Genomic DNA, 19633 nt, shown 5'->3' on the forward strand with positions numbered 1-19633 from the left:
GAGAACAACATGAGCGCAAATGCGGAGATCCAAACCCCGCAGCAACCGGCTAAGAAGAAAGGCAAACGCAAAACAGCGCTGCTACTTCTTACCTTGCTCTTTGTTATTATTGCCGTGGCATATGGAATTTATTGGTTTTTAGTATTGCGTCATATTGAAGAGACAGATGATGCTTACGTGGCAGGGAACCAGGTTCAAATCATGGCGCAGGTGTCAGGCAGCGTGACGAAAGTCTGGGCTGATAACACCGACTTTGTAAAAGAGGGCGATGTTCTGGTCACGCTCGATCAGACTGACGCCAAACAAGCGTTTGAAAAAGCCAAAACGGCGCTGGCCTCCAGCGTGCGCCAGACGCACCAGTTGATGATTAACAGCAAGCAGTTGCAGGCGAATATCGACGTGCAAAAAACCGCCCTGGCGCAAGCGCAAAGCGACCTTAACCGTCGTGTGCCGCTGGGTAACGCCAATCTTATTGGCCGTGAAGAGCTGCAACACGCCCGCGATGCCGTCGCCAGCGCGCAGGCACAGCTGGATGTCGCCATTCAACAGTACAATGCCAACCAGGCAATGATACTCAACAGTAAACTGGAAGATCAGCCCGCGGTTCAACAAGCGGCGACCGAAGTGCGTAACGCCTGGCTGGCGCTGGAGCGTACTCGCATCGTCAGCCCAATGACTGGTTATGTCTCCCGCCGCGCCGTCCAGCCTGGCGCGCAAATCAGCCCCACCACGCCGCTGATGGCCGTGGTGCCTGCAACCGATCTGTGGGTGGACGCTAACTTTAAAGAAACCCAATTAGCGAATATGCGCATTGGGCAGCCAGTGACGGTGATTACTGATATTTATGGCGACGACGTAAAATACACCGGTAAAGTCGTCGGTCTGGATATGGGAACAGGCAGCGCCTTCTCCCTGCTGCCCGCGCAAAATGCGACGGGTAACTGGATTAAAGTGGTTCAACGTCTGCCGGTACGCGTCGAACTGGACGCCCGCCAGTTAGAACAACATCCGCTGCGTATTGGTTTATCGACGCTGGTCACCGTGGACACCGCTAATCGCGACGGTCAAGTACTGGCCAGCCAGGTACGAACGACGCCGGTTGCCGAAAGTAACGCACGCGAAATTAATCTCGCGCCGGTCAATAAACTGATCGACGACATCGTACAGGCTAACGCGGGTTAATCCTGAGGTGCGTGTGATGCAACAGCAAAAACCGCTGGAGGGCGCGCAGCTCGTCATCATGACGATCGCGCTGTCGCTGGCGACATTCATGCAGGTGCTGGACTCCACCATTGCCAACGTGGCGATTCCGACCATCGCCGGGAACCTGGGTTCTTCCCTAAGCCAGGGGACATGGGTTATCACCTCTTTCGGGGTGGCGAACGCTATCTCGATTCCCTTAACCGGCTGGCTGGCGAAACGTTTTGGCGAAGTCAAACTGTTCATGTGGTCGACGGTCGCCTTTGCCGCGGCCTCCTGGGCCTGTGGCGTATCCAGCAGCCTGAATATGCTGATCTTCTTCCGCGTGGTGCAGGGCGTGGTCGCCGGGCCGCTGATTCCGCTCTCGCAAAGCCTGTTGCTGAATAACTATCCGCCTGCAAAGCGCTCCATTGCGCTGGCGCTCTGGTCAATGACCGTCATTGTCGCGCCGATTTGCGGCCCGATTCTGGGGGGCTACATCAGTGATAATTACCACTGGGGATGGATTTTCTTCATCAACGTGCCGATTGGCATCGCCGTCGTCCTGATGACGTTACACACGCTGCGCGGACGTGAAACGCATACCGAACGGCGACGTATTGACGCCGTCGGGCTGGCGTTACTGGTGATTGGCATCGGCAGCCTGCAAATTATGCTCGACCGCGGTAAAGAGCTGGACTGGTTCTCCTCGCAGGAAATTATCATCCTGACCGTGGTCGCCGTCATCGCCATCAGTTTCCTGATCGTCTGGGAACTGACCGACGATCACCCTATCGTCGATCTTTCTCTTTTTAAATCGCGTAACTTCACGATTGGCTGCCTGTGCATCAGCCTTGCCTATATGCTCTATTTCGGCGCCATTGTTCTACTGCCGCAGCTTTTGCAAGAGGTGTACGGCTATACCGCAACGTGGGCAGGTCTGGCGTCGGCGCCAGTCGGCATTATTCCGGTAATTTTGTCGCCGATTATCGGACGCTTCGCGCATAAACTGGATATGCGCAGGCTGGTCACGTTCAGCTTCATTATGTACGCCGTCTGTTTTTACTGGCGCGCCTGGACGTTCGAACCGGATATGGATTTCGGCGCTTCCGCATGGCCGCAGTTTATTCAGGGATTTGCCGTCGCCTGCTTCTTTATGCCGCTGACCACCATTACGCTCTCCGGGTTACCGCCAGAACGGCTGGCAGCGGCATCAAGCCTGTCGAACTTCACGCGAACGCTGGCAGGTTCAATTGGCACCTCGATTACCACCACTATGTGGACCGATCGTGAGTCGCTACACCATGCTCAGCTCACGGAGTCGGTTACGGCGTATAATCCAAACGCTCAGGCTATGTACGATAAACTGGAAGGCTTAGGGATGACGCACCAACAGGCGTCAGGCTGGATAGCCCAGCAAATCACGAATCAGGGGCTGATTATTTCCGCCAACGAAATCTTCTGGATGTCGGCGGGGATCTTCCTGGTGCTGCTCGGCCTGGTGTGGTTCGCCAAACCGCCCTTCGGTGCGGGCGGCGGCGGTGGCGGCGCGCACTAACTATCTGATAAAAGGGATCTGCGGATCCCTTTTTTAGTAGACCAACAATCAGAAGAAATATTTGAATCTCAGACGCCCGCCGTAACGCGCATCTTCACTGTTATCGCCATTATTCGGATTGGCCTCTACCCATGAAGCATAGGCACCGAGGTAGATGTTAAAGTTTTTCATATCCATCACGTTGGGGAATAAATATGAGGCATGAATAGTGTGAATGTCATAATTGCCGGGATCGGTGATCCAACAATCGTCCTCACAAACGGCATCGATATTAGTAGCATTGAAGGCTTCGATTTTGTTATGCGCATAGATATAACCCAGTTCAAATCGATGCCACAGCGCATTCACCCCAGCGGTAAAATCTGTCTCATCGGTCGCGTCCATATAGGCGGTATTCAGGTTAATCACTGCGCCATCTTCCGGATCAGTTTTTTGACCATTCCAGGTCATGGTAAAACCATAGCCCGTACGATCTGACTGATCGATCCACTTCCCATTCTCATAATAGCCATAGGCGTTGTTAACGACGTTACTTTCCATCGCTATCGCCGTTGAAAAACGCCCGTTTTGCCAGGCGATAACCGGACGGACGTAAGCCACGTTTTTATCGTTGCTCAAATCCATTCCGTGGTACTGCTTCTCGGTATATAACGTACTGCCATTTTCCAGCAATGTGTTAACTTCGAAATACCAGTTGTCGATGGTTTTACTCAGCAGGAAGTTACCCCCACTGTCGCTACGTCCCCGTCCTTCTTTCATCATATAGATATAGCCGTAACCGTCACTGTAAAGATCGTTCGCTGTATTCCCCGAATATTCAATAAACGTATCCTGATTCAGCGGGAACATATCGTAGGCTTCAAAACGACCAACCTTAATTTTCCAGTCATTCTCACGACCAAAGAAGAAAACGGCATCATCAAGGTTCATTTTTCCGGTCAGGTCCGCCAGAGGCTGTACAGAGAACCCGGCAAAATTACCGTTGTCCAGCCGCTGGTAACCATCAAAGCCCAGTAACAGGCGTCCGTTAATATCCCAGCGTTCATTGGTTCCCGGTGCCCAATCTTTATTCGCTGACGTTCTCGTCGATGTCAGACTACCGGAACGGCTTGCCGCATCCATATTAAATTCGACATCGCCATAGAACTTAATATCGCTGAATCCGGATAAGGTCAGCTTCGGCGGTGTTTTACCTGCTGCAATGGGCTCGGCGGACTGGACATTCACCGTCGGCGTAGCGGCGACCTGCTGCTGTTTCAGCGAGCGAATTTGCGCCTCGGCATCGGATGCCCGTTTTTCAGCATTAACAACACGTTGCTCCAGTTCAGCCAGACGCTGCTCAATAGTGATATTATTCGCTGCCCAAAGGTTATGAGAAAAGCAAGCACCGATCATCAGCGCCAAATATTTAGCCTTCATTTTTTATCCCTTAAGTTTGATGTATACCAGATAAGATTTGCTAAAAACCCCATCGACCGGCTATTAGTAGAGTCTTGTTATTACCTGGATATCTGGCGCATTCCATTATGTTTTTCTATTAATTATTTATGATTTTTAGTTTATGTGATCAATACACTCTGGCATCGTGAGTTATCCGCCTTTTCTGTTTGCCAGATCACATTTTATTATTTAACAGGCCAGGCATTACTTAATTTAAAATGTATTCTCGCCGCAAATATAATAAACGCAAATTATATTAAGCAATAAAAAACCCCGGCCATAAACCGGGGTTAATTTAAATACTGGAAACGCTTACCAATAAGACTAAATATGCAGTTCCTGCAGTTTTTCTTTCGGCAGCGCCAGCTCTTTATTGCTGTTCACGCGCACATCACGCTCCAGAATATGGCGGGCAATGTCCTGCGCTTCACTGAGCGAGTGCATCTGATACGTACCGCACTGGTAAACGTTCAGCTCCGGGATCTGGTTTTGATCCTGCACTTTCAGCACATCCGCCATCGCCGCTTTCCAGGCGTCGGCAACACGCTGCTCGTCCGGCGTGCCAATCAGGCTCATGTAAAAGCCGGTGCGGCAGCCCATTGGCGAGATATCGATAATCTCAACGCCGTTACCGTTGAGGTGGTCGCGCATAAAGCCAGCAAACAGATGCTCAAGCGTATGAATCCCTTTTTCCGGCATCACTTCTTTGTTCGGAATGCAAAAACGCAGATCAAACACGGTGATTGCGTCGCCATGCGGAGTGTTCATCGTTTTTGCAACCCGGACCGCCGGCGCTTGCATCCGGGTATGATCGACTGCGAAGCTATCTAATAATGGCATTTAGTCACCTCCGATAATTTTTTAAAAATAAACTGAACTCTTTGTTCCGGGGCGAGTCTGAGTATATGAAAGACGCGCATTTGTTATCATCATCCCTGTTTTCAGCGATGAAATTTTGGCCACTCAGTGAGTGGCCTTTTTCTTTTGGGTCAGGCGTGTTTTGCAAGCCACGCGGCAAACGGCTCGGTATCCGCCGCCTCAATCTCCTGCTGACGACGTACTGAAGCGTCACGTTCAGCAATAAACTCTTCTTCCTGTAAAATCTCCAGCGGCTCTTCGCGTAACAGATTACGGTAAGCCTCACCGAACGCTTTCCCGGTGCCGCCAATGCCTTCATCAATCATAGACCGTAAGATTCGGGCAGAGAATGTCAGTTCAGGATTATCAAAGCAGGCGACCAACTCGTCACATACCTTTTGATACTCCTCTCCCCCGTGGATACTGTCCAGCGTTTGCGCCACGCGTTTCAGATCGCGGAAAAGATCTTTCCCTACTTTGGGCAGCGGGAACTGCGCAGTTTCACAGCCAATGCCTAACGTCAGGCCCGGCTTACGCCCTTCCAGAATAACGCGATTCCAGTTAGTACGCGTACATAACAGCTCATCGCTACTCATTTCCGGCGCATCGGCCAATACGCACCAGACCATAAACAGATCGAGGAAGCGCACCTGTTGCTCGTCTACGCCGATCGGTGAGAACGGGTTAATATCGAGAGAACGAACTTCAATATACTCAATACCACCACGCAGAAGCGCGTCAGAAGGCGATTCGCCGCTGCGCGTCACGCGCTTGGGACGAATGGGCGCGTACAGCTCATTTTCAATTTGCAGAACGTTGCTGTTAATCTGTAGCCGCTTACCGTCTTTTTCCACACCAATCCGCGCGTACTCCTCGGAAGGGGTTTTAATCGCGCGCTTCAGACCTGCAACGTATTCATGCAAATCGTTAAACGTAATTCCGAGATTGCTTTGCGACTTATTGGTATAGCCCAAATCACTCAAACGCAGCGACGTCGCATACGGCAGGTAGTACATGCCGCAGTCCGTTTTTTCAAACGGTAATGTGGTTGGCTTTCCTTGCAGGAAAGAGGAACAAATGGCCGGAGACGCGCCAAACAGATAGGGGATGACCCAGCCAAAACGGTAATAGTTGCGAATCAGACGAAAATAGCCGGCAGAAATTTTTTCTTTTGCCGCTTCGCCTTCCGTAACGCCGCATTTCGCCTGCCAGAACGCCATCGGTAATGAAAAATTGTAATGTACGCCGGAGATGGTTTGCATCAAGGCGCCATAACGATTTTTCAGCCCTTCGCGATAGAGCGTCTTAAAGCGCCCGGTATTGGATGTGCCGTACTGCGCCAGCTCTATGTCCTGCCCTTCCGCAATATAGCAGGGCATACTTAATGGCCACATCCGCTCATCGCCCAGTTTCCTGGCCGTATACCGATGGAGATCGCGCATAAAAGTGAGCATATGCTGGATATCGCCATCGACTGGCGTAATAAACTCCAGTAGGGCTTCCGCAAAATCCGTGGTAATCCATTTATGGGTCAGCGCTGAACCTAACGCTTCAGGATGACCTGTTGTCGCCAGCGTGCCATCAGCATTGACACGCAGCGTTTCGCGCTCTAACCCGCGCTGTATCCCCTTTAACGCCTGAGGATGTTTTTCCAGCCAGGCCAGAGCCTGTGATACGTCCGGGATCAAATTGACCTCCCGCCTGTCCAAATCGTTTTAATAAGCATAACTGTAATGGCGGCCATACATGCCAAACCTACAATTATTACCACCACATCATGCCCTGAACCGTCGCCGCTGCGAGCGCAACATAGCGCAGCGCCTTACCAAGACACAAAAAAAAGATCGTCCGCCCCCACGGGATGCGCATCCATCCCGCTAACAGGCACAACAAATCACCGATGACCGGCATCCAGCTTAATAATAGTGTGGCTGCGCCATAACGCTTTAGCCAGCCAGTCGCTTTTTCCTGCCAACGCGACGTTTTGCGCAGCGGAAAGAAACGCCCAAGAATAACGTTAGTTACCCCTCCAAGGCTATTACCCATTGTTGCTGTTAAGACTAAGACCCAGGGATGACTGACGCCGGAGACCAGCATAGCAACCAAAACCACCTCAGAATTACCGGGTAACAGCGTCGCGCTGAGAAAACTACTGGCAAACAGAGACAGGAGCGACAGTCCGTCACTCACAATAGTCGGACATCCACGGCATCCATTCCCGCCGCCCGCGCCGCCTGTAAACCAAAATCGGCATCTTCAAATACCACGCACTGCGTCGGCATGACGCCCATCCGCTGGGCGCACAGTAGGAAGGTGTCAGGCGCGGGTTTGTGATGCTGTACGTGATCTGCCGCCACAACCGCATCAAAATAACGACGCAGCTCCAGATGCGCTAACAAGGCTTCCGCGATAGCGCTTTCGCTACCGGTACCGACCGACATGGGACGCCGCCCATGCCACGCTTTGACCACCTCAACCAGCGGCAGCGGTTCTACGCAGTCCAGCAGGATGCTTTTTACCGCGTCGGTTTTCTCACGCGCCAGTGACAGGGGATCAAGATCGGCATGGTTAAGCTCAATGATTGACTGGGCGATAAGCCAGGTTGGCGAACCGTTAAGCGCGACCATTGCCTGTTCATCAAAACGAAGACCATAGCGCCCCAAAACCTCACGCCACGCTTTGCGATGCGTGGGTTCGGTATCCAGGAGAGTACCGTCCATATCAAAAATCAAACCAGCATAACGTGCGTACATCGTGTTCTCGCAAACCGAATAACCAGACAGTACTTTATCGCAATTGGTTGATTTTGTCGCTAATAGAGATGAAGAGGTGTGTTCAGGATAAGGGGAAAAGCGATTGCAGGGCAGTGACGTATCCGGGAGGATTATTCACCTTATGGGCCGTTGCTGACGCAACGTTATCCTTCCTGGTGCCAGCGGTGATTATAGCTATCTTATCTGCATCTTTATCGCTGAAAGTACGGAGAATATGGTGCATCCGGGAGGATTCGAACCTCCGACCGCTCGGTTCGTAGCCGAGTACTCTATCCAGCTGAGCTACGGATGCATTGGAAATGATGTTTACTACAAGATTTGATGTCGCATTTACTGCCACACTAAATAAGATGGTGCATCCGGGAGGATTACTCGCCCTTCTGGCCGTTGCTGACGCAACGTTATCCTTTCTGGTGCCAGCGGTGATTACCGCTATCTTATCCGTATCTTCATCACTGAAAGTACGGAGAATATGGTGCATCCGGGAGGATTCGAACCTCCGACCGCTCGGTTCGTAGCCGAGTACTCTATCCAGCTGAGCTACGGATGCATCGGAAAACTTGCTTTACTGCCGATATTGATACCGCGGTGAAAGCCGTATCAAGTAAGAGATGGTGCATCCGGGAGGATTCGAACCTCCGACCGCTCGGTTCGTAGCCGAGTACTCTATCCAGCTGAGCTACGGATGCATCGGGAAACTTACTTTACTGCAGATTTTGATACCGCGGGAAAGCCGTATCAAGTAAGAGATGGTGCATCCGGGAGGATTCGAACCTCCGACCGCTCGGTTCGTAGCCGAGTACTCTATCCAGCTGAGCTACGGATGCAAATGGCGGTGAGGCGGGGATTCGAACCCCGGATGCAGCTTTTGACCGCATACTCCCTTAGCAGGGGAGCGCCTTCAGCCTCTCGGCCACCTCACCACACGCCTCTTACGAGTGCTTCGAAGAACTTGTTCTGCTCATCGTCGCTGCGTGGCGCACATATTACTTTCTGGGACTTATAAGTCAAACAATTTTTCCAGAGCTTTTATCGTTTGCACACTTCACGCTCAATTAGTCTGTAAAAAAGCCAAAAAGAGTGTTTTATCAACAGATAATTTGATGACACGCTGGCCGCCAAAAGCGCACCATATCAACAGTGAGGTTGAAAAAAGTCATGAAGGGACAACGCGAGCGAGCGAGAAGAGAGGCTGCGTCTCACCCGAAAAGTGAGACGCGAAAACCTTAGTAACTGGACTGCTGGGATTTTTCAGCCTGGATACGCTGGTAGATCTCTTCACGATGGACAGAAACTTCTTTCGGGGCGTTCACGCCAATACGCACCTGGTTGCCCTTCACCCCTAAAACTGTCACGGTGACCTCATCGCCAATCATGAGGGTCTCACCAACTCGACGAGTCAGAATCAGCATTCTTTGCTCCTTGAAAGATTAAAAGAGTCGGGTCTCTCTGTATCCCGGCATTATCCATCATATAACGCCAAAAAGTAAGCGATGACAAACACCTTAGGTGTAAGCAGTCATGGCATTACATTCTGTTAAACCTAAGTTTAGCCGATATACAAAACTTCAACCTGACTTTATCGTTGTCGATAGCGTTGACGTAAACGCCGCAGCACGGGCTGCGGCGCCAACGAACGCTTATAATTATTGCAATTTTGCGCTGACCCAGCCTTGTACACTGGCTAACGCTGCAGGCAGAGCTGCCGCATCCGTACCACCGGCTTGCGCCATGTCCGGACGACCGCCACCCTTACCGCCCACCTGCTGAGCGACCATACCAATCAATTCCCCTGCTTTAACCCGGTCGGTCACATCCTTCGACACGCCCGCAATCAGAGAAACCTTACCTTCAACAACCGTTGCCAGTACGATAACGGTAGACCCCAGTTGATTTTTCAGATCATCAACCATGGTTCGCAGCATTTTCGGCTCAATACCAGCAAGCTCGCTAACCAGGAGCTTCACGCCGTTGAGATCGACCGCTTTACTGGAAAGATTTGCACTCTCCTGCGCTGCGGCCTGGTCCTTCAACTGCTGCAACTCTTTTTCCAGCTGACGTGTACGTTCCAGTACGGCACGCACTTTGTCGCCCAGATTCTGGCTGTCGCCCTTCAGCAGATGCGCAATATCGTTTAAGCGATCGCTTTGCGCGTGAACGGTGGCCATAGCGCCTTCACCGGTTACCGCCTCAATACGACGAATGCCCGCTGCGGTGCCGGACTCAGAGATAATACGGAATAGACCGATATCACCGGTACGACTGGCGTGAGTACCGCCGCACAGTTCGGTAGAGAAATCGCCCATGCTCAGAACGCGTACACGTTCGTCGTATTTCTCGCCAAACAGCGCCATAGCCCCTTTCGCCCTCGCCGCGTCGAGATCCATGATGTTCGTTTCAATCGGCAGGTTGCGGCGAATTTGCGCATTCACCAAATCTTCAACCTGACGAATCTCCGACGGCTTCATCGCTTCATTGTGCGAGAAGTCGAAGCGCAGCACTTTATCGCTAACCAGCGAACCTTTCTGCGCAACGTGTGTCCCAAGCACCTGGCGCAACGCCGCGTGCATCAGGTGCGTGGCGGAGTGGTTCAGACGGATACGTGCGCGGCGCGCTTCATCTACGTCAGCCTGTACCGCATCGCCCACTTTCAGAGCGCCCGCAGACAATTTGCCGATATGACCAATCGCCTGACCATATTTTTGCGTGTCGTCCACAGCGAAAGTAAATCCAGCGCCTTTCAGCTCGCCTTTATCGCCAACCTGACCGCCTGATTCCGCATAGAATGGGGTCTGATCCAGCACGACAACCGCTTCCTGTTCCGCGTTAATCACTTCAACCGCTTTACCATCGACAAACAGCGCGGTCACTTTGCCGTTCAGTTCCAGATGGTCATAACCTTTAAATTCAGAAGCGCTATCAACGCGGATCATCGCGTTGTAGTCCGCGCCAAAACCGCTAGCTTCGCGCGCGCGACGGCGTTGCTCTTCCATAGCGGCTTCAAAACCGGCTTCATCGACTTTGATCTTGCGCTCACGGCAGACGTCCGCCGTTAGATCGACCGGGAAACCATAAGTATCATACAGACGGAAAGCGGTTTCGCCGTCCAGGGTGTCGCCCTGCAATTTCGCCAGTTCTTCATCCAGCAGCGCCAAACCGCGCTCCAGCGTACGGGCGAACTGCTCTTCTTCCGTTTTCAGAACCTGCTCGACCTGCGCCTGCTGACGTTTCAACTCTTCGCCTGCGGAGCCCATTACCTCAATCAGCGGCCCAACCAGCTTGTAGAAGAAGGTCTCTTTCGCGCCCAGCATGTTGCCGTGACGAACCGCGCGACGAATAATGCGACGCAGCACATAGCCACGGTTTTCATTCGACGGCAGCACGCCATCGGCAACCAGGAATGCGCAAGAACGGATGTGGTCGGCGATAACGCGCAGCGATTTATTACCCAGATCGGTGGCGCCGGTGACTTTCGCTACCGCTTCAATCAACGTGCGGAACAGGTCGATGTCATAGTTAGAGTTAACGTGTTGCAGTACCGCGGCAATACGCTCCAGCCCCATACCGGTATCTACAGACGGTTTCGGCAATGGTTCCATCGTCCCGTCAGCCTGACGGTTGAACTGCATAAAGACGATGTTCCAGATCTCAATATAGCGATCGCCGTCTTCTTCCGGGCTTCCCGGAGGGCCGCCCCAGATGTGGTCGCCATGATCGTAGAAGATTTCGGTGCACGGACCGCAGGGACCGGTATCACCCATCTGCCAGAAGTTATCCGATGCGTATGGCGCGCCTTTATTGTCGCCGATACGGATGATACGCTCGCGCGGGATGCCGACTTCTTTTTCCCAGATCTCATAGGCTTCGTCGTCGGTTTCATAAACGGTGACCCATAAACGCTCTTTTGGCAGAGCAAACCAGTTTTCACCGGTCAGTAATTCCCATGCGAACTGAATGGCGTCGTGTTTGAAGTAATCGCCGAAGCTGAAGTTGCCCAGCATTTCGAAGAAAGTATGGTGACGTGCAGTGTATCCGACGTTTTCCAGATCGTTGTGTTTCCCCCCCGCGCGTACGCAACGCTGGGAAGTGGTTGCACGGGAATAATTACGTTTATCGAGCCCAAGGAAAACATCCTTGAACTGGTTCATCCCGGCATTGGTAAACAACAGAGTGGGGTCATTGTTAGGCACCAGGGAACTGCTGGCAACTACCTGATGCCCTTTACTATGGAAAAAGTCGAGAAACGCCTGACGGATCTCAGCGGTGCTCTTGCTCATAATTATCCTGAAATCAAGCTACACTTCATCCTTCAGGCCGCCTCTGCGTTGGCTGCGAGTTTCCCGGTCACGCGTTCCCGAGGCTCACTTGCCGCTTTGATGCGGCTTGAATGATTTTGTGTATTTAAGGAATATTCGTCGCAGACGCTGTTCGCCGTTAAGCAACCCGCGTCCAGACGGAAAAAGTGGGAATAAGATAAGTTTTCTTTACCGGGAAGTAAAATCCCGTATGCGCTCAATCTGCAAAATTTCGCCATATTTGCTGGATATCGTCCATCAGATACCCGCGATAGAGCAAAAAGCGCTGTACCTTAACCTTTTCTGAAAAGTTTGAAGGGAGCGGCTCGCCATATTTGCGAACGGCCTGTTCACGTGCCATTTCACTCCAGTCAATTTCACATTCTCGCATCGCTTTTTCAGTCGATTCACGGGAAATGCCTTTCTGATTCAACTCCTGGCGAATACGCGCCGGGCCATAGCCTTTGCGGCTACGACTGGCGATAAAGCGCATCACGAAGCGCTCGTCATCAAGATAGTGATGTTCGTGGCACCAGGCGATCACGCGTTCATAATCGTCTGCCGTCGCATCAATCTCTTCCGGCCCATTTTTGCCCATCACCGGCGCGGAGAGTTTACGCCGTAATTCCTGCTCGCTGTGATCGCGGACAGCAAGAATACGTACCGCACGATCAAGGAGACGAGCATAAGCGGGACGGCGCGATGTGGGTTCACTCATAAAAAACCTTAACAGGGAGAAATGCCAAAAGGGCCGCATAAATGCAGCCCTTGATGGTAATTTAACGTTTTGCTGAATGGCGGCTTCGTTTTGTCCGACCCACCATCACCTGATGATTAAAAATCTTCGTTGGTTTCTGCAACGCCTTCGCTATCGTCAACGGCGAAATCAGGCGTGGCATTCTGATTACTCAACAGTAATTCACGTACCCTTTTCTCGATCTCTTTCGCTGTCGCCGGGTTCTCTTTCAGCCAGGTAGTCGCGTTCGCTTTACCCTGGCCAATCTTCTCGCCGTTGTAGCTGTACCATGCGCCCGCTTTCTCGATCAGCTTCTCTTTCACGCCCAGGTCAACCAGTTCGCCATAGAAGTTGATGCCTTCACCGTAGAGGATCTGGAACTCGGCCTGCTTAAACGGCGCGGCGATTTTGTTTTTCACCACTTTCACACGCGTTTCGCTACCCACGACATTATCGCCCTCTTTCACCGCGCCAATACGACGGATATCAAGACGAACAGAGGCGTAGAATTTCAGCGCGTTACCGCCGGTGGTGGTTTCCGGGTTACCGAACATCACGCCAATCTTCATACGGATCTGGTTGATGAAAATCAACAGCGTGTTGGACTGTTTCAGGTTCCCCGCCAGCTTACGCATCGCCTGGCTCATCATACGCGCCGCGAGGCCCATGTGAGAGTCGCCGATTTCGCCTTCGATTTCCGCTTTCGGCGTTAGCGCCGCTACGGAGTCGACCACAATGACGTCCACCGCGCCTGAACGCGCCAGCGCGTCACAGATTTCCAGCGCCTGCTCGCCGGTATCCGGCTGAGAGCAGAGCAGGTTATCGATATCGACGCCCAGCTTGCGTGCGTAAACAGGGTCAAGCGCGTGTTCCGCATCGATAAACGCACAGGTTTTACCTTCACGCTGCGCAGCGGCAATCACCTGCAGCGTCAGGGTCGTTTTACCGGAAGATTCCGGCCCGTAAATTTCGACGATACGCCCCATCGGCAGACCGCCCGCACCGAGTGCGATGTCCAGTGAAAGCGAACCGGTGGAGATAGTTTCCACATCCATAGAACGGTCTTCACCCAGACGCATGATGGAGCCTTTACCAAATTGCTTTTCAATTTGGCCCAGTGCTGCCGCCAACGCTTTCTGTTTGTTTTCGTCGATAGCCATTATTACTCCTGTCATGCAACTTGGTATTGAACCGGATAGTGAATTCGTACTGTTGAAGCAATTATACTGTATGCTCATACAGTATCAAGTGTTTTGTAGAAATTGTTGCCACAGGGTTTGTAGCGCGTACGTCGTCGCCTGTCGACGCACCGATTCACGGTCGCCGCTGAAGCATTCCCGACGCGTAATCCCTTCTCCGCTGACGCTGGCGAAAGCAAACCACACCGTACCAACCGGCTTTTCTTCACTGCCGCCATCCGGCCCGGCAATCCCGCTAATAGCGACAGCAAAATCGGCGCGAGCGGCCTTCAGCGCCCCGATCGCCATTTCGACCACTACGGGTTCGCTGACCGCGCCATGCTGCGCCAGAGTCTCTTCACGCACGCCAATCATCTGCGCTTTGGCTTCATTACTATAGGTGACAAAGCCGCGTTCAAACCAGGCGGAGCTTCCGGCGATGTCGGTAATGGCTTTCGCCAGCCAGCCGCCGGTACAGGACTCTGCTGTCGTTACGGTCGCCCCGCGCGCTTTTAACGCCAGCCCGACCTGCTCGCTAAGCCGCATCAGTTCACTGTCAGTCATCATGACCTCTGTCAGTTAGAAATCCTGCCGCACAAGATAGCACTTTCTCACCAGAGATGGGGACGAGCAGTCGATTTTACGAGTCGGATTCCGAAAAAATGCCAGCAGGTTATTTATGCAGAATGAAATGAGGTAGCACATGACTAAATAGCAGTACCATGTCGCTAAATTTACACGCACGGAGAAAAAGCAAGGATGTCACTCAAAAAAACGGAAAGCACACAGCAAACACTAAAACAAACCACCCAACTACGGCTATGGGCCACAATTGGCGGCGTCTGTTCACTTGTCATGGGAGTACTGAATATATTGTCGTCAGGCTATTTTGAACCGTATGATGGCGGTCAAATTATCTTAGGCCTGGGATGTCTGGGATATAGTCTGGCACTATCAAAGAAGATATCCCACTTGCAGGCAGAGAATCAGCCCAAAAAGCCATAATAATAGCGGAGGGGGGGCTCCCCTCCCTAAGCGTAAATTAGCGCACCCGCGCCAGCGCTACCGCCTGGCCCAGTTGCCAAACCGCCATCGCATAATGCGTGCTGTGGTTATATCGGGTAATGGTGTAGAAGTTCGGCAGGCCGTACCAGTACTGGTAGCCCGTACCGATATCCAGACGCAGCAGGCTGGCTTCCTGATGATTGCCCAACGATTGCTGCGGCGTTAAGCCTGCGGCGGCAAGCTGAGAGAGGCTGTATTTTGTTTTGAAACCATTCGCCAGTCCCGGCGCCTGACCATTCGCCGGCACCGCAACCGTATCGCCTTTCACCCAACCATGCGCCTTGAAGTAGTTCGCCACACTGCCGATGGCATCTACCGGATCCCACAAGTTAATGTGCCCATCGCCATTGAAATCGACCGCATATTCTTTATAGGAAGATGGCATAAACTGGCCGTAGCCCATCGCGCCCGCAAAGGAACCTTTCAGATTGAGCGGATCGTCTTGCTCATCGCGCGCCATGAGCAGGAAGGTTTCCAGCTCGCCGGAGAAATATTCCGCCCGGCGCGGATAGTTAAATGACAGCGTCGCCAGCGCGTCCAGAATCCGCGTTTTCCCCATGATACGTCCCCAGCGGGTTTCCACGCCGATGATGCCCACAATGATTTCCGGCGGTACGCCGTATACCTGCCAGGCGCGGTTCAGCGCGTCTTCATACTGATTCCAGAACGCGACGCCGTTTTGCACGTTATCCGGCGTAATAAATTGTTTGCGGTAGCGCAGCCAGGCGCCATTTGGTCCAGCGGGCGGCTGAGTGGTCGGCGCTTGTCTGTCCATCAGACGCAGGACGTAATCCAGTCTTTTAGACTGCGAGAGGATCTCCTGCAGCTGCTGACGGTCGAAACCGTGTTTGCTGACCATTTTATCAATGAACTGCTGCGCATTAGGGTTGTTGGCGAAGTCGCCGCCCATTTGCATGACGTTATGCTGCGGCTCAAGCAGGAAGCCGCCGGAAGACGTGCCAGTCGTCGCTTGAGTCTCGGAAGATTTTGGCGTGCTGCTACAGGCAGCAAGCAATACGCAAAGTGGAAGTAACGCTACATAACGACGCTTGAACATGAGACATCCATTAAACAAATTCAGCCAGGGAGAAGTATGGTAAAGCATCCCCCGCCGCACAAGGAAGCGGCACAAGAGAATAAATCACCTTTCTCCTCTTTTCAGTTTGTATCCTCTCCCTCGCCCCCACAATCTTTCAACTTAAAATATTTTTCTTTTATTTTGCGATCACAATAACACTTTTGAATCTTTCAACATGATTACAATGAACAGGAAATTAGCAAGAAAACTAAAAACCCTACAGGAGAGAACAATGATCGAAACCATTACACATGGTGCGGAGTGGTTCATCGGGTTATTCCAGAAAGGCGGAGAGGTGTTTACCGGTATGGTGACAGGTATTCTTCCGCTACTGATAAGCCTGCTGGTTATCATGAATGCGCTCATCAATTTTATCGGCCAGCAGCGTATTGAGCGTTTTGCCCAACGTTGTGCCGGAAATCCGCTATCTCGTTACCTGCTTTTACCGTGTATCGGGACATTTGTTTTTTGTAATCCGATGACCCTGAGCCTGGGACGCTTTATGCCGGAGAAGTACAAGCCGAGCTATTACGCGGCGGCCTCCTATAGCTGTCACTCCATGAACGGTCTGTTTCCGCATATCAATCCCGGCGAACTGTTTGTTTATCTGGGTATCGCCAGCGGACTCACCACGTTAGGGCTTCCTCTCGGCCCGCTCGCGGTGAGCTATCTGCTGGTAGGTCTGGTGACGAACTTCTTCCGCGGTTGGGTTACCGATCTCACCACCGCTATTTTTGAGAAAAAAATGGGGATTCAACTTGAGCAGAAAGTTCATCTGACAGGAGCGGTATCATGACACGGGTTCGTATTGAGAAAGGCGCCGGCGGCTGGGGCGGCCCGCTTGAACTGGACGTTACGCCAGGCAAAAAGATCGTCTATATCACAGCCGGTACGCGCCCGGCGATCGTCGACAAACTGGCGCAACTAACAGGCTGGCAAGCGGTGGACGGCTTTAAAGAAGGCGAACCACCGGAAGCGGAAATCGGCGCGGCCATTATCGACTGCGGCGGTACGCTGCGCTGCGGTATCTATCCGAAACGCCGGATTCCAACCATTAATATTCACTCGACGGGTAAGTCCGGCCCACTGGCGCAGTATATTGTTGAGGATATTTATGTCTCCGGCGTAAAAGAAGAAAACATTACTCTTGTCGGCGAAACGCCTGCCAGTCCTCAGCCTGCCAAAACGACATTAGGACGTGACTACGACACCAGCAAAAAAATCACCGAGCAGAGCGACGGGCTGCTGGCAAAAGTCGGTATGGGAATGGGCTCCGCCGTGGCGGTACTGTTCCAGTCCGGTCGCGACACCATTGATACAGTCCTGAAAACAATCCTGCCGTTTATGGCGTTCGTTTCGGCGCTGATCGGCATCATTATGGCCTCAGGTCTTGGCGACTGGATCGCCCACGGCCTGGCGCCATTAGCCAGCCATCCACTGGGGCTGGTGACGCTGGCATTGATCTGCTCTTTCCCGCTGCTGTCGCCCTTTCTCGGCCCTGGCGCGGTTATCGCTCAGGTCATTGGCGTCCTGATCGGCGTTCAGATAGGCCTGGGCAATATCCCCCCGCATCTGGCGCTTCCCGCCCTGTTCGCGATTAACGCGCAGGCGGCCTGCGACTTTATCCCGGTCGGCCTGTCACTGGCGGAAGCGAAACAAGACACCGTTCGCGTCGGCGTACCTTCTGTGCTGGTCGGACGCTTCCTGACTGGCGCGCCCACGGTACTTATCGCCTGGTTTGTTTCCGGCTTTATCTATCAATAAGAGGTTCAGACATGAGCGTGATTTATCAAACCACCATCACCCGTATCGGCCAGAGCGCGAAGGAGGCGCTCGGCGAACAGATGCTGATTACGTTTCGGGAAGGTGCGCCGGCGGATATCGAAGAATTTTGCTTCATCCATTGTCATGGCGAACTGACCGGCGCGCTGCAGCCTGGCGCGCGGTGTGAATTGGGCCAACATTGCTATCCGGTCACGGCGGTCGGCAGCGTAGCCGAGCAAAACCTGCGTGAACTGGGGCATATCACTTTGCGCTTCGATGGTCTGCGCGAAGCGGAATTTCCCGGCACCGTACACGTTGCGGGGCCTGTACCGGACGATATCGCGCCGGGCTGTATTTTGACGTTTGTCGCTTAAGGAGAAAAAACATGAATCAAGTTGCCGTTGTCATTGGCGGAGGCCAGACCCTGGGGGCATTCCTTTGCCGTGGGCTTGCAGAAGAAGGATACCGCGTGGCGGTCGTTGATATTCAAAGCGATAAAGCCGCGAATGTCGCCCAGGAAATTAACGCCGATTTTGGCGAAGGTATGGCGTACGGTTTTGGCGCCGACGCTACCAGCGAGCAGAGCGTGCTGGCGCTTTCCCGCGGCGTAGACGAGATTTTCGGGCGCGTCGATCTGCTGGTTTACAGCGCGGGTATCGCCAAAGCGGCGTTTATCAGCGATTTCCAGTTGGGCGATTTTGACCGCTCGCTACAGGTGAATCTGGTAGGCTATTTCCTCTGCGCCCGTGAGTTTTCCCGCCTGATGATCCGCGACGGCATTCAGGGGCGCATTATTCAGATTAACTCTAAATCCGGCAAAGTGGGCAGTAAACACAACTCCGGCTACAGCGCGGCGAAATTCGGCGGCGTGGGGTTAACCCAGTCTCTGGCGCTGGATCTGGCGGAATACGGCATTACCGTACACTCGTTGATGCTCGGCAACCTGTTGAAATCGCCGATGTTCCAGTCACTGCTGCCGCAATACGCCACTAAACTGGGCATTAAGCCCGACGAGGTGGAGCAGTATTACATTGATAAGGTACCGCTCAAACGCGGGTGTGATTATCAGGATGTGCTGAACATGCTGCTATTTTATGCCAGCCCGAAAGCGTCTTATTGCACCGGGCAGTCGATCAACGTAACCGGCGGTCAAGTGATGTTCTGACCGTGAATTGCCGGATGGCGCCGTAAGCCGGATAAGACGGTTACGCCGCCATCAGGCAAAACAACAGGAGCACATTATGGTTTCCACTCTGATTACCGTCGCCGTTATCGCCTGGTGTGCGCAACTGGCGCTGGGCGGCTGGCAGATTTCCCGCTTTAATCGGGCTTTCGATAAACTTAGCCAACAGGGACGGGTCGGCGTCGGGCGCTCCGGCGGGCGTTTTAAGCCCCGGGTGGTGGTTGCCGTGGCGCTGGACGAACAGCAGCGGGTGACGGACACTTTATTGATGAAAGGCCTTACGGTATTCGCCAGACCGGTTAAAATTGCCGCAATGCAAGGAAAACATTTGCATGAATTACAGCCTGATGTGATCTTTCCCCATGATTCGCTCGCGCAGAATGCACTATCATTGGCGCTTAAACTGAAACATGGGTAATTTCGTTGTGAATGCGTATAGCTTGCGAAATTATCATTTTGCAACCAATACCCTAAATAATTCGAGTTGCAGGAAGGCGGCGACGCAGCGAATCCCAGGAGCGTACA

General features: G+C 52.7%; 19 protein-coding genes and 5 tRNA genes. 8 read left to right on the forward strand and 16 right to left on the reverse strand.

Annotated features, from left to right (window positions below):
* Positions 1-9 precede the first annotated feature (9 nt).
* Complete coding sequence (gene emrA, locus ACH0WD_RS03195; protein ID WP_001275600.1) at positions 10-1182, forward strand: multidrug efflux MFS transporter periplasmic adaptor subunit EmrA; 1173 nt, start codon at positions 10-12, stop codon at positions 1180-1182.
* Positions 1183-1198: 16 nt separating this feature from the next.
* Positions 1199-2737 carry a multidrug efflux MFS transporter permease subunit EmrB gene (gene emrB / locus ACH0WD_RS03200; RefSeq protein WP_001187295.1) on the forward strand — a complete coding sequence of 513 codons (1539 nt, stop codon included), beginning with the start codon at positions 1199-1201 and terminating at the stop codon, positions 2735-2737.
* A gap of 48 nt (positions 2738-2785) precedes the next feature.
* Here the strand turns inward: emrB and ACH0WD_RS03205 are convergent, their stop codons facing one another.
* The 15 genes from ACH0WD_RS03205 to pncC form a co-directional block, all read right to left on the reverse strand.
* Positions 2786-4156, reverse strand: a complete 1371-nt coding sequence (locus ACH0WD_RS03205) for a carbohydrate porin (RefSeq protein WP_000645142.1) — start codon at positions 4154-4156, stop codon at positions 2786-2788.
* A gap of 345 nt (positions 4157-4501) precedes the next feature.
* On the reverse strand, positions 4502-5017 hold the full coding sequence (luxS, locus tag ACH0WD_RS03210) for an S-ribosylhomocysteine lyase (RefSeq protein ID WP_001130194.1): 516 nt from the start codon (positions 5015-5017) through the stop codon (positions 4502-4504).
* Between the two features lie 149 nt (positions 5018-5166).
* On the reverse strand, positions 5167-6723 hold the full coding sequence (gshA, locus tag ACH0WD_RS03215) for a glutamate--cysteine ligase (RefSeq protein WP_000611821.1): 1557 nt from the start codon (positions 6721-6723) through the stop codon (positions 5167-5169).
* Positions 6724-6799: 76 nt separating this feature from the next.
* A complete protein-coding gene (locus tag ACH0WD_RS03220) occupies positions 6800-7225 on the reverse strand; it encodes a YqaA family protein (RefSeq protein WP_001279499.1) in 426 nt (141 codons plus the stop codon).
* On the reverse strand, positions 7222-7788 hold the full coding sequence (gene yqaB / locus ACH0WD_RS03225) for a fructose-1-phosphate/6-phosphogluconate phosphatase (protein ID WP_000271287.1): 567 nt from the start codon (positions 7786-7788) through the stop codon (positions 7222-7224). Before yqaB ends, ACH0WD_RS03220 begins: the two co-directional genes overlap by 4 nt.
* A 236-nt stretch (positions 7789-8024) precedes the next feature.
* A tRNA-Arg gene (locus tag ACH0WD_RS03230) sits at positions 8025-8101 on the reverse strand.
* A 181-nt stretch (positions 8102-8282) separates the two neighbouring features.
* A tRNA-Arg gene (locus tag ACH0WD_RS03235) sits at positions 8283-8359 on the reverse strand.
* A gap of 62 nt (positions 8360-8421) precedes the next feature.
* Positions 8422-8498, reverse strand: a tRNA-Arg gene (locus ACH0WD_RS03240).
* 61 nt (positions 8499-8559) lie between these two features.
* A tRNA-Arg gene (locus tag ACH0WD_RS03245) sits at positions 8560-8636 on the reverse strand.
* 3 nt (positions 8637-8639) lie between these two features.
* Positions 8640-8732 (reverse strand) — tRNA-Ser (locus ACH0WD_RS03250).
* A gap of 303 nt (positions 8733-9035) precedes the next feature.
* Complete coding sequence (gene csrA, locus ACH0WD_RS03255) at positions 9036-9221, reverse strand: carbon storage regulator CsrA (RefSeq protein ID WP_000906486.1); 186 nt, start codon at positions 9219-9221, stop codon at positions 9036-9038.
* 234 nt (positions 9222-9455) lie between these two features.
* Positions 9456-12086: an alanine--tRNA ligase gene (alaS, locus tag ACH0WD_RS03260; RefSeq protein WP_000047219.1), complete on the reverse strand. Its 2631-nt coding sequence runs from the start codon at positions 12084-12086 to the stop codon at positions 9456-9458.
* Between the two features lie 235 nt (positions 12087-12321).
* Positions 12322-12822 (reverse strand): recombination regulator RecX, encoded by a 501-nt coding sequence (recX, locus tag ACH0WD_RS03265; RefSeq protein WP_001294863.1) that lies wholly within the window; start codon positions 12820-12822, stop codon positions 12322-12324.
* Between the two features lie 116 nt (positions 12823-12938).
* A complete protein-coding gene (gene recA / locus ACH0WD_RS03270; protein ID WP_000963150.1) occupies positions 12939-14000 on the reverse strand; it encodes a recombinase RecA in 1062 nt (353 codons plus the stop codon).
* Between the two features lie 84 nt (positions 14001-14084).
* Positions 14085-14582 carry a nicotinamide-nucleotide amidase gene (gene pncC / locus ACH0WD_RS03275; RefSeq protein ID WP_000132239.1) on the reverse strand — a complete coding sequence of 166 codons (498 nt, stop codon included), beginning with the start codon at positions 14580-14582 and terminating at the stop codon, positions 14085-14087.
* A gap of 195 nt (positions 14583-14777) precedes the next feature.
* Here pncC and ACH0WD_RS03280 point away from each other — a divergent pair, with 195 nt between their 5' ends.
* Positions 14778-15023 (forward strand): hypothetical protein, encoded by a 246-nt coding sequence (locus ACH0WD_RS03280; protein WP_000053777.1) that lies wholly within the window; start codon positions 14778-14780, stop codon positions 15021-15023.
* 37 nt (positions 15024-15060) lie between these two features.
* Here ACH0WD_RS03280 and mltB read toward each other — a convergent pair whose 3' ends face one another.
* A complete protein-coding gene (mltB, locus tag ACH0WD_RS03285) occupies positions 15061-16140 on the reverse strand; it encodes a lytic murein transglycosylase B (protein WP_000476826.1) in 1080 nt (359 codons plus the stop codon).
* Positions 16141-16393: 253 nt separating this feature from the next.
* On the opposite strand from mltB, the gene srlA reads away from it, so the two are divergent.
* The 5 genes from srlA (at position 16394) to gutM (ending at position 19526) form a co-directional block, all read left to right on the forward strand.
* Positions 16394-16957, forward strand: a complete 564-nt coding sequence (srlA, locus tag ACH0WD_RS03290; protein ID WP_000573333.1) for a PTS glucitol/sorbitol transporter subunit IIC — start codon at positions 16394-16396, stop codon at positions 16955-16957.
* Positions 16954-17925 carry a PTS glucitol/sorbitol transporter subunit IIB gene (locus ACH0WD_RS03295; RefSeq protein WP_000199039.1) on the forward strand — a complete coding sequence of 324 codons (972 nt, stop codon included), beginning with the start codon at positions 16954-16956 and terminating at the stop codon, positions 17923-17925. Before srlA ends, ACH0WD_RS03295 begins: the two co-directional genes overlap by 4 nt.
* An 11-nt stretch (positions 17926-17936) precedes the next feature.
* Positions 17937-18299: a PTS glucitol/sorbitol transporter subunit IIA gene (gene srlB / locus ACH0WD_RS03300; protein WP_000111553.1), complete on the forward strand. Its 363-nt coding sequence runs from the start codon at positions 17937-17939 to the stop codon at positions 18297-18299.
* An 11-nt stretch (positions 18300-18310) separates the two neighbouring features.
* A complete protein-coding gene (gene srlD / locus ACH0WD_RS03305) occupies positions 18311-19090 on the forward strand; it encodes a sorbitol-6-phosphate dehydrogenase (RefSeq protein ID WP_001077372.1) in 780 nt (259 codons plus the stop codon).
* Between the two features lie 76 nt (positions 19091-19166).
* Complete coding sequence (gene gutM / locus ACH0WD_RS03310) at positions 19167-19526, forward strand: transcriptional regulator GutM (RefSeq protein ID WP_000255198.1); 360 nt, start codon at positions 19167-19169, stop codon at positions 19524-19526.
* Positions 19527-19633 lie beyond the last annotated feature (107 nt).

It is taken from the genome of Salmonella sp. 2020_1395, assembly GCF_043848115.1.
GTDB classification, from domain to species: Bacteria; Pseudomonadota; Gammaproteobacteria; order Enterobacterales; family Enterobacteriaceae; genus Salmonella; species Salmonella enterica.

Coding starts and splice junctions, on each gene's coding strand:
- luxS (WP_001130194.1), bottom strand. CDS start 5,017: ATGCCATTATTAGATAGCTTCGCAGTCGATCATACCCGGATGCAAGCG.
- recX (WP_001294863.1), bottom strand. CDS start 12,822: ATGAGTGAACCCACATCGCGCCGTCCCGCTTATGCTCGTCTCCTTGAT.
- csrA (WP_000906486.1), bottom strand. CDS start 9,221: ATGCTGATTCTGACTCGTCGAGTTGGTGAGACCCTCATGATTGGCGAT.
- recA (WP_000963150.1), bottom strand. CDS start 14,000: ATGGCTATCGACGAAAACAAACAGAAAGCGTTGGCGGCAGCACTGGGC.
- yqaB (WP_000271287.1), bottom strand. CDS start 7,788: ATGTACGCACGTTATGCTGGTTTGATTTTTGATATGGACGGTACTCTC.
- srlA (WP_000573333.1), top strand. CDS start 16,394: ATGATCGAAACCATTACACATGGTGCGGAGTGGTTCATCGGGTTATTC.
- emrA (WP_001275600.1), top strand. CDS start 10: ATGAGCGCAAATGCGGAGATCCAAACCCCGCAGCAACCGGCTAAGAAG.
- srlB (WP_000111553.1), top strand. CDS start 17,937: ATGAGCGTGATTTATCAAACCACCATCACCCGTATCGGCCAGAGCGCG.
- ACH0WD_RS03295 (WP_000199039.1), top strand. CDS start 16,954: ATGACACGGGTTCGTATTGAGAAAGGCGCCGGCGGCTGGGGCGGCCCG.
- ACH0WD_RS03205 (WP_000645142.1), bottom strand. CDS start 4,156: ATGAAGGCTAAATATTTGGCGCTGATGATCGGTGCTTGCTTTTCTCAT.
- alaS (WP_000047219.1), bottom strand. CDS start 12,086: ATGAGCAAGAGCACCGCTGAGATCCGTCAGGCGTTTCTCGACTTTTTC.
- ACH0WD_RS03280 (WP_000053777.1), top strand. CDS start 14,778: ATGTCACTCAAAAAAACGGAAAGCACACAGCAAACACTAAAACAAACC.
- srlD (WP_001077372.1), top strand. CDS start 18,311: ATGAATCAAGTTGCCGTTGTCATTGGCGGAGGCCAGACCCTGGGGGCA.
- pncC (WP_000132239.1), bottom strand. CDS start 14,582: ATGACTGACAGTGAACTGATGCGGCTTAGCGAGCAGGTCGGGCTGGCG.
- emrB (WP_001187295.1), top strand. CDS start 1,199: ATGCAACAGCAAAAACCGCTGGAGGGCGCGCAGCTCGTCATCATGACG.
- gutM (WP_000255198.1), top strand. CDS start 19,167: ATGGTTTCCACTCTGATTACCGTCGCCGTTATCGCCTGGTGTGCGCAA.
- mltB (WP_000476826.1), bottom strand. CDS start 16,140: ATGTTCAAGCGTCGTTATGTAGCGTTACTTCCACTTTGCGTATTGCTT.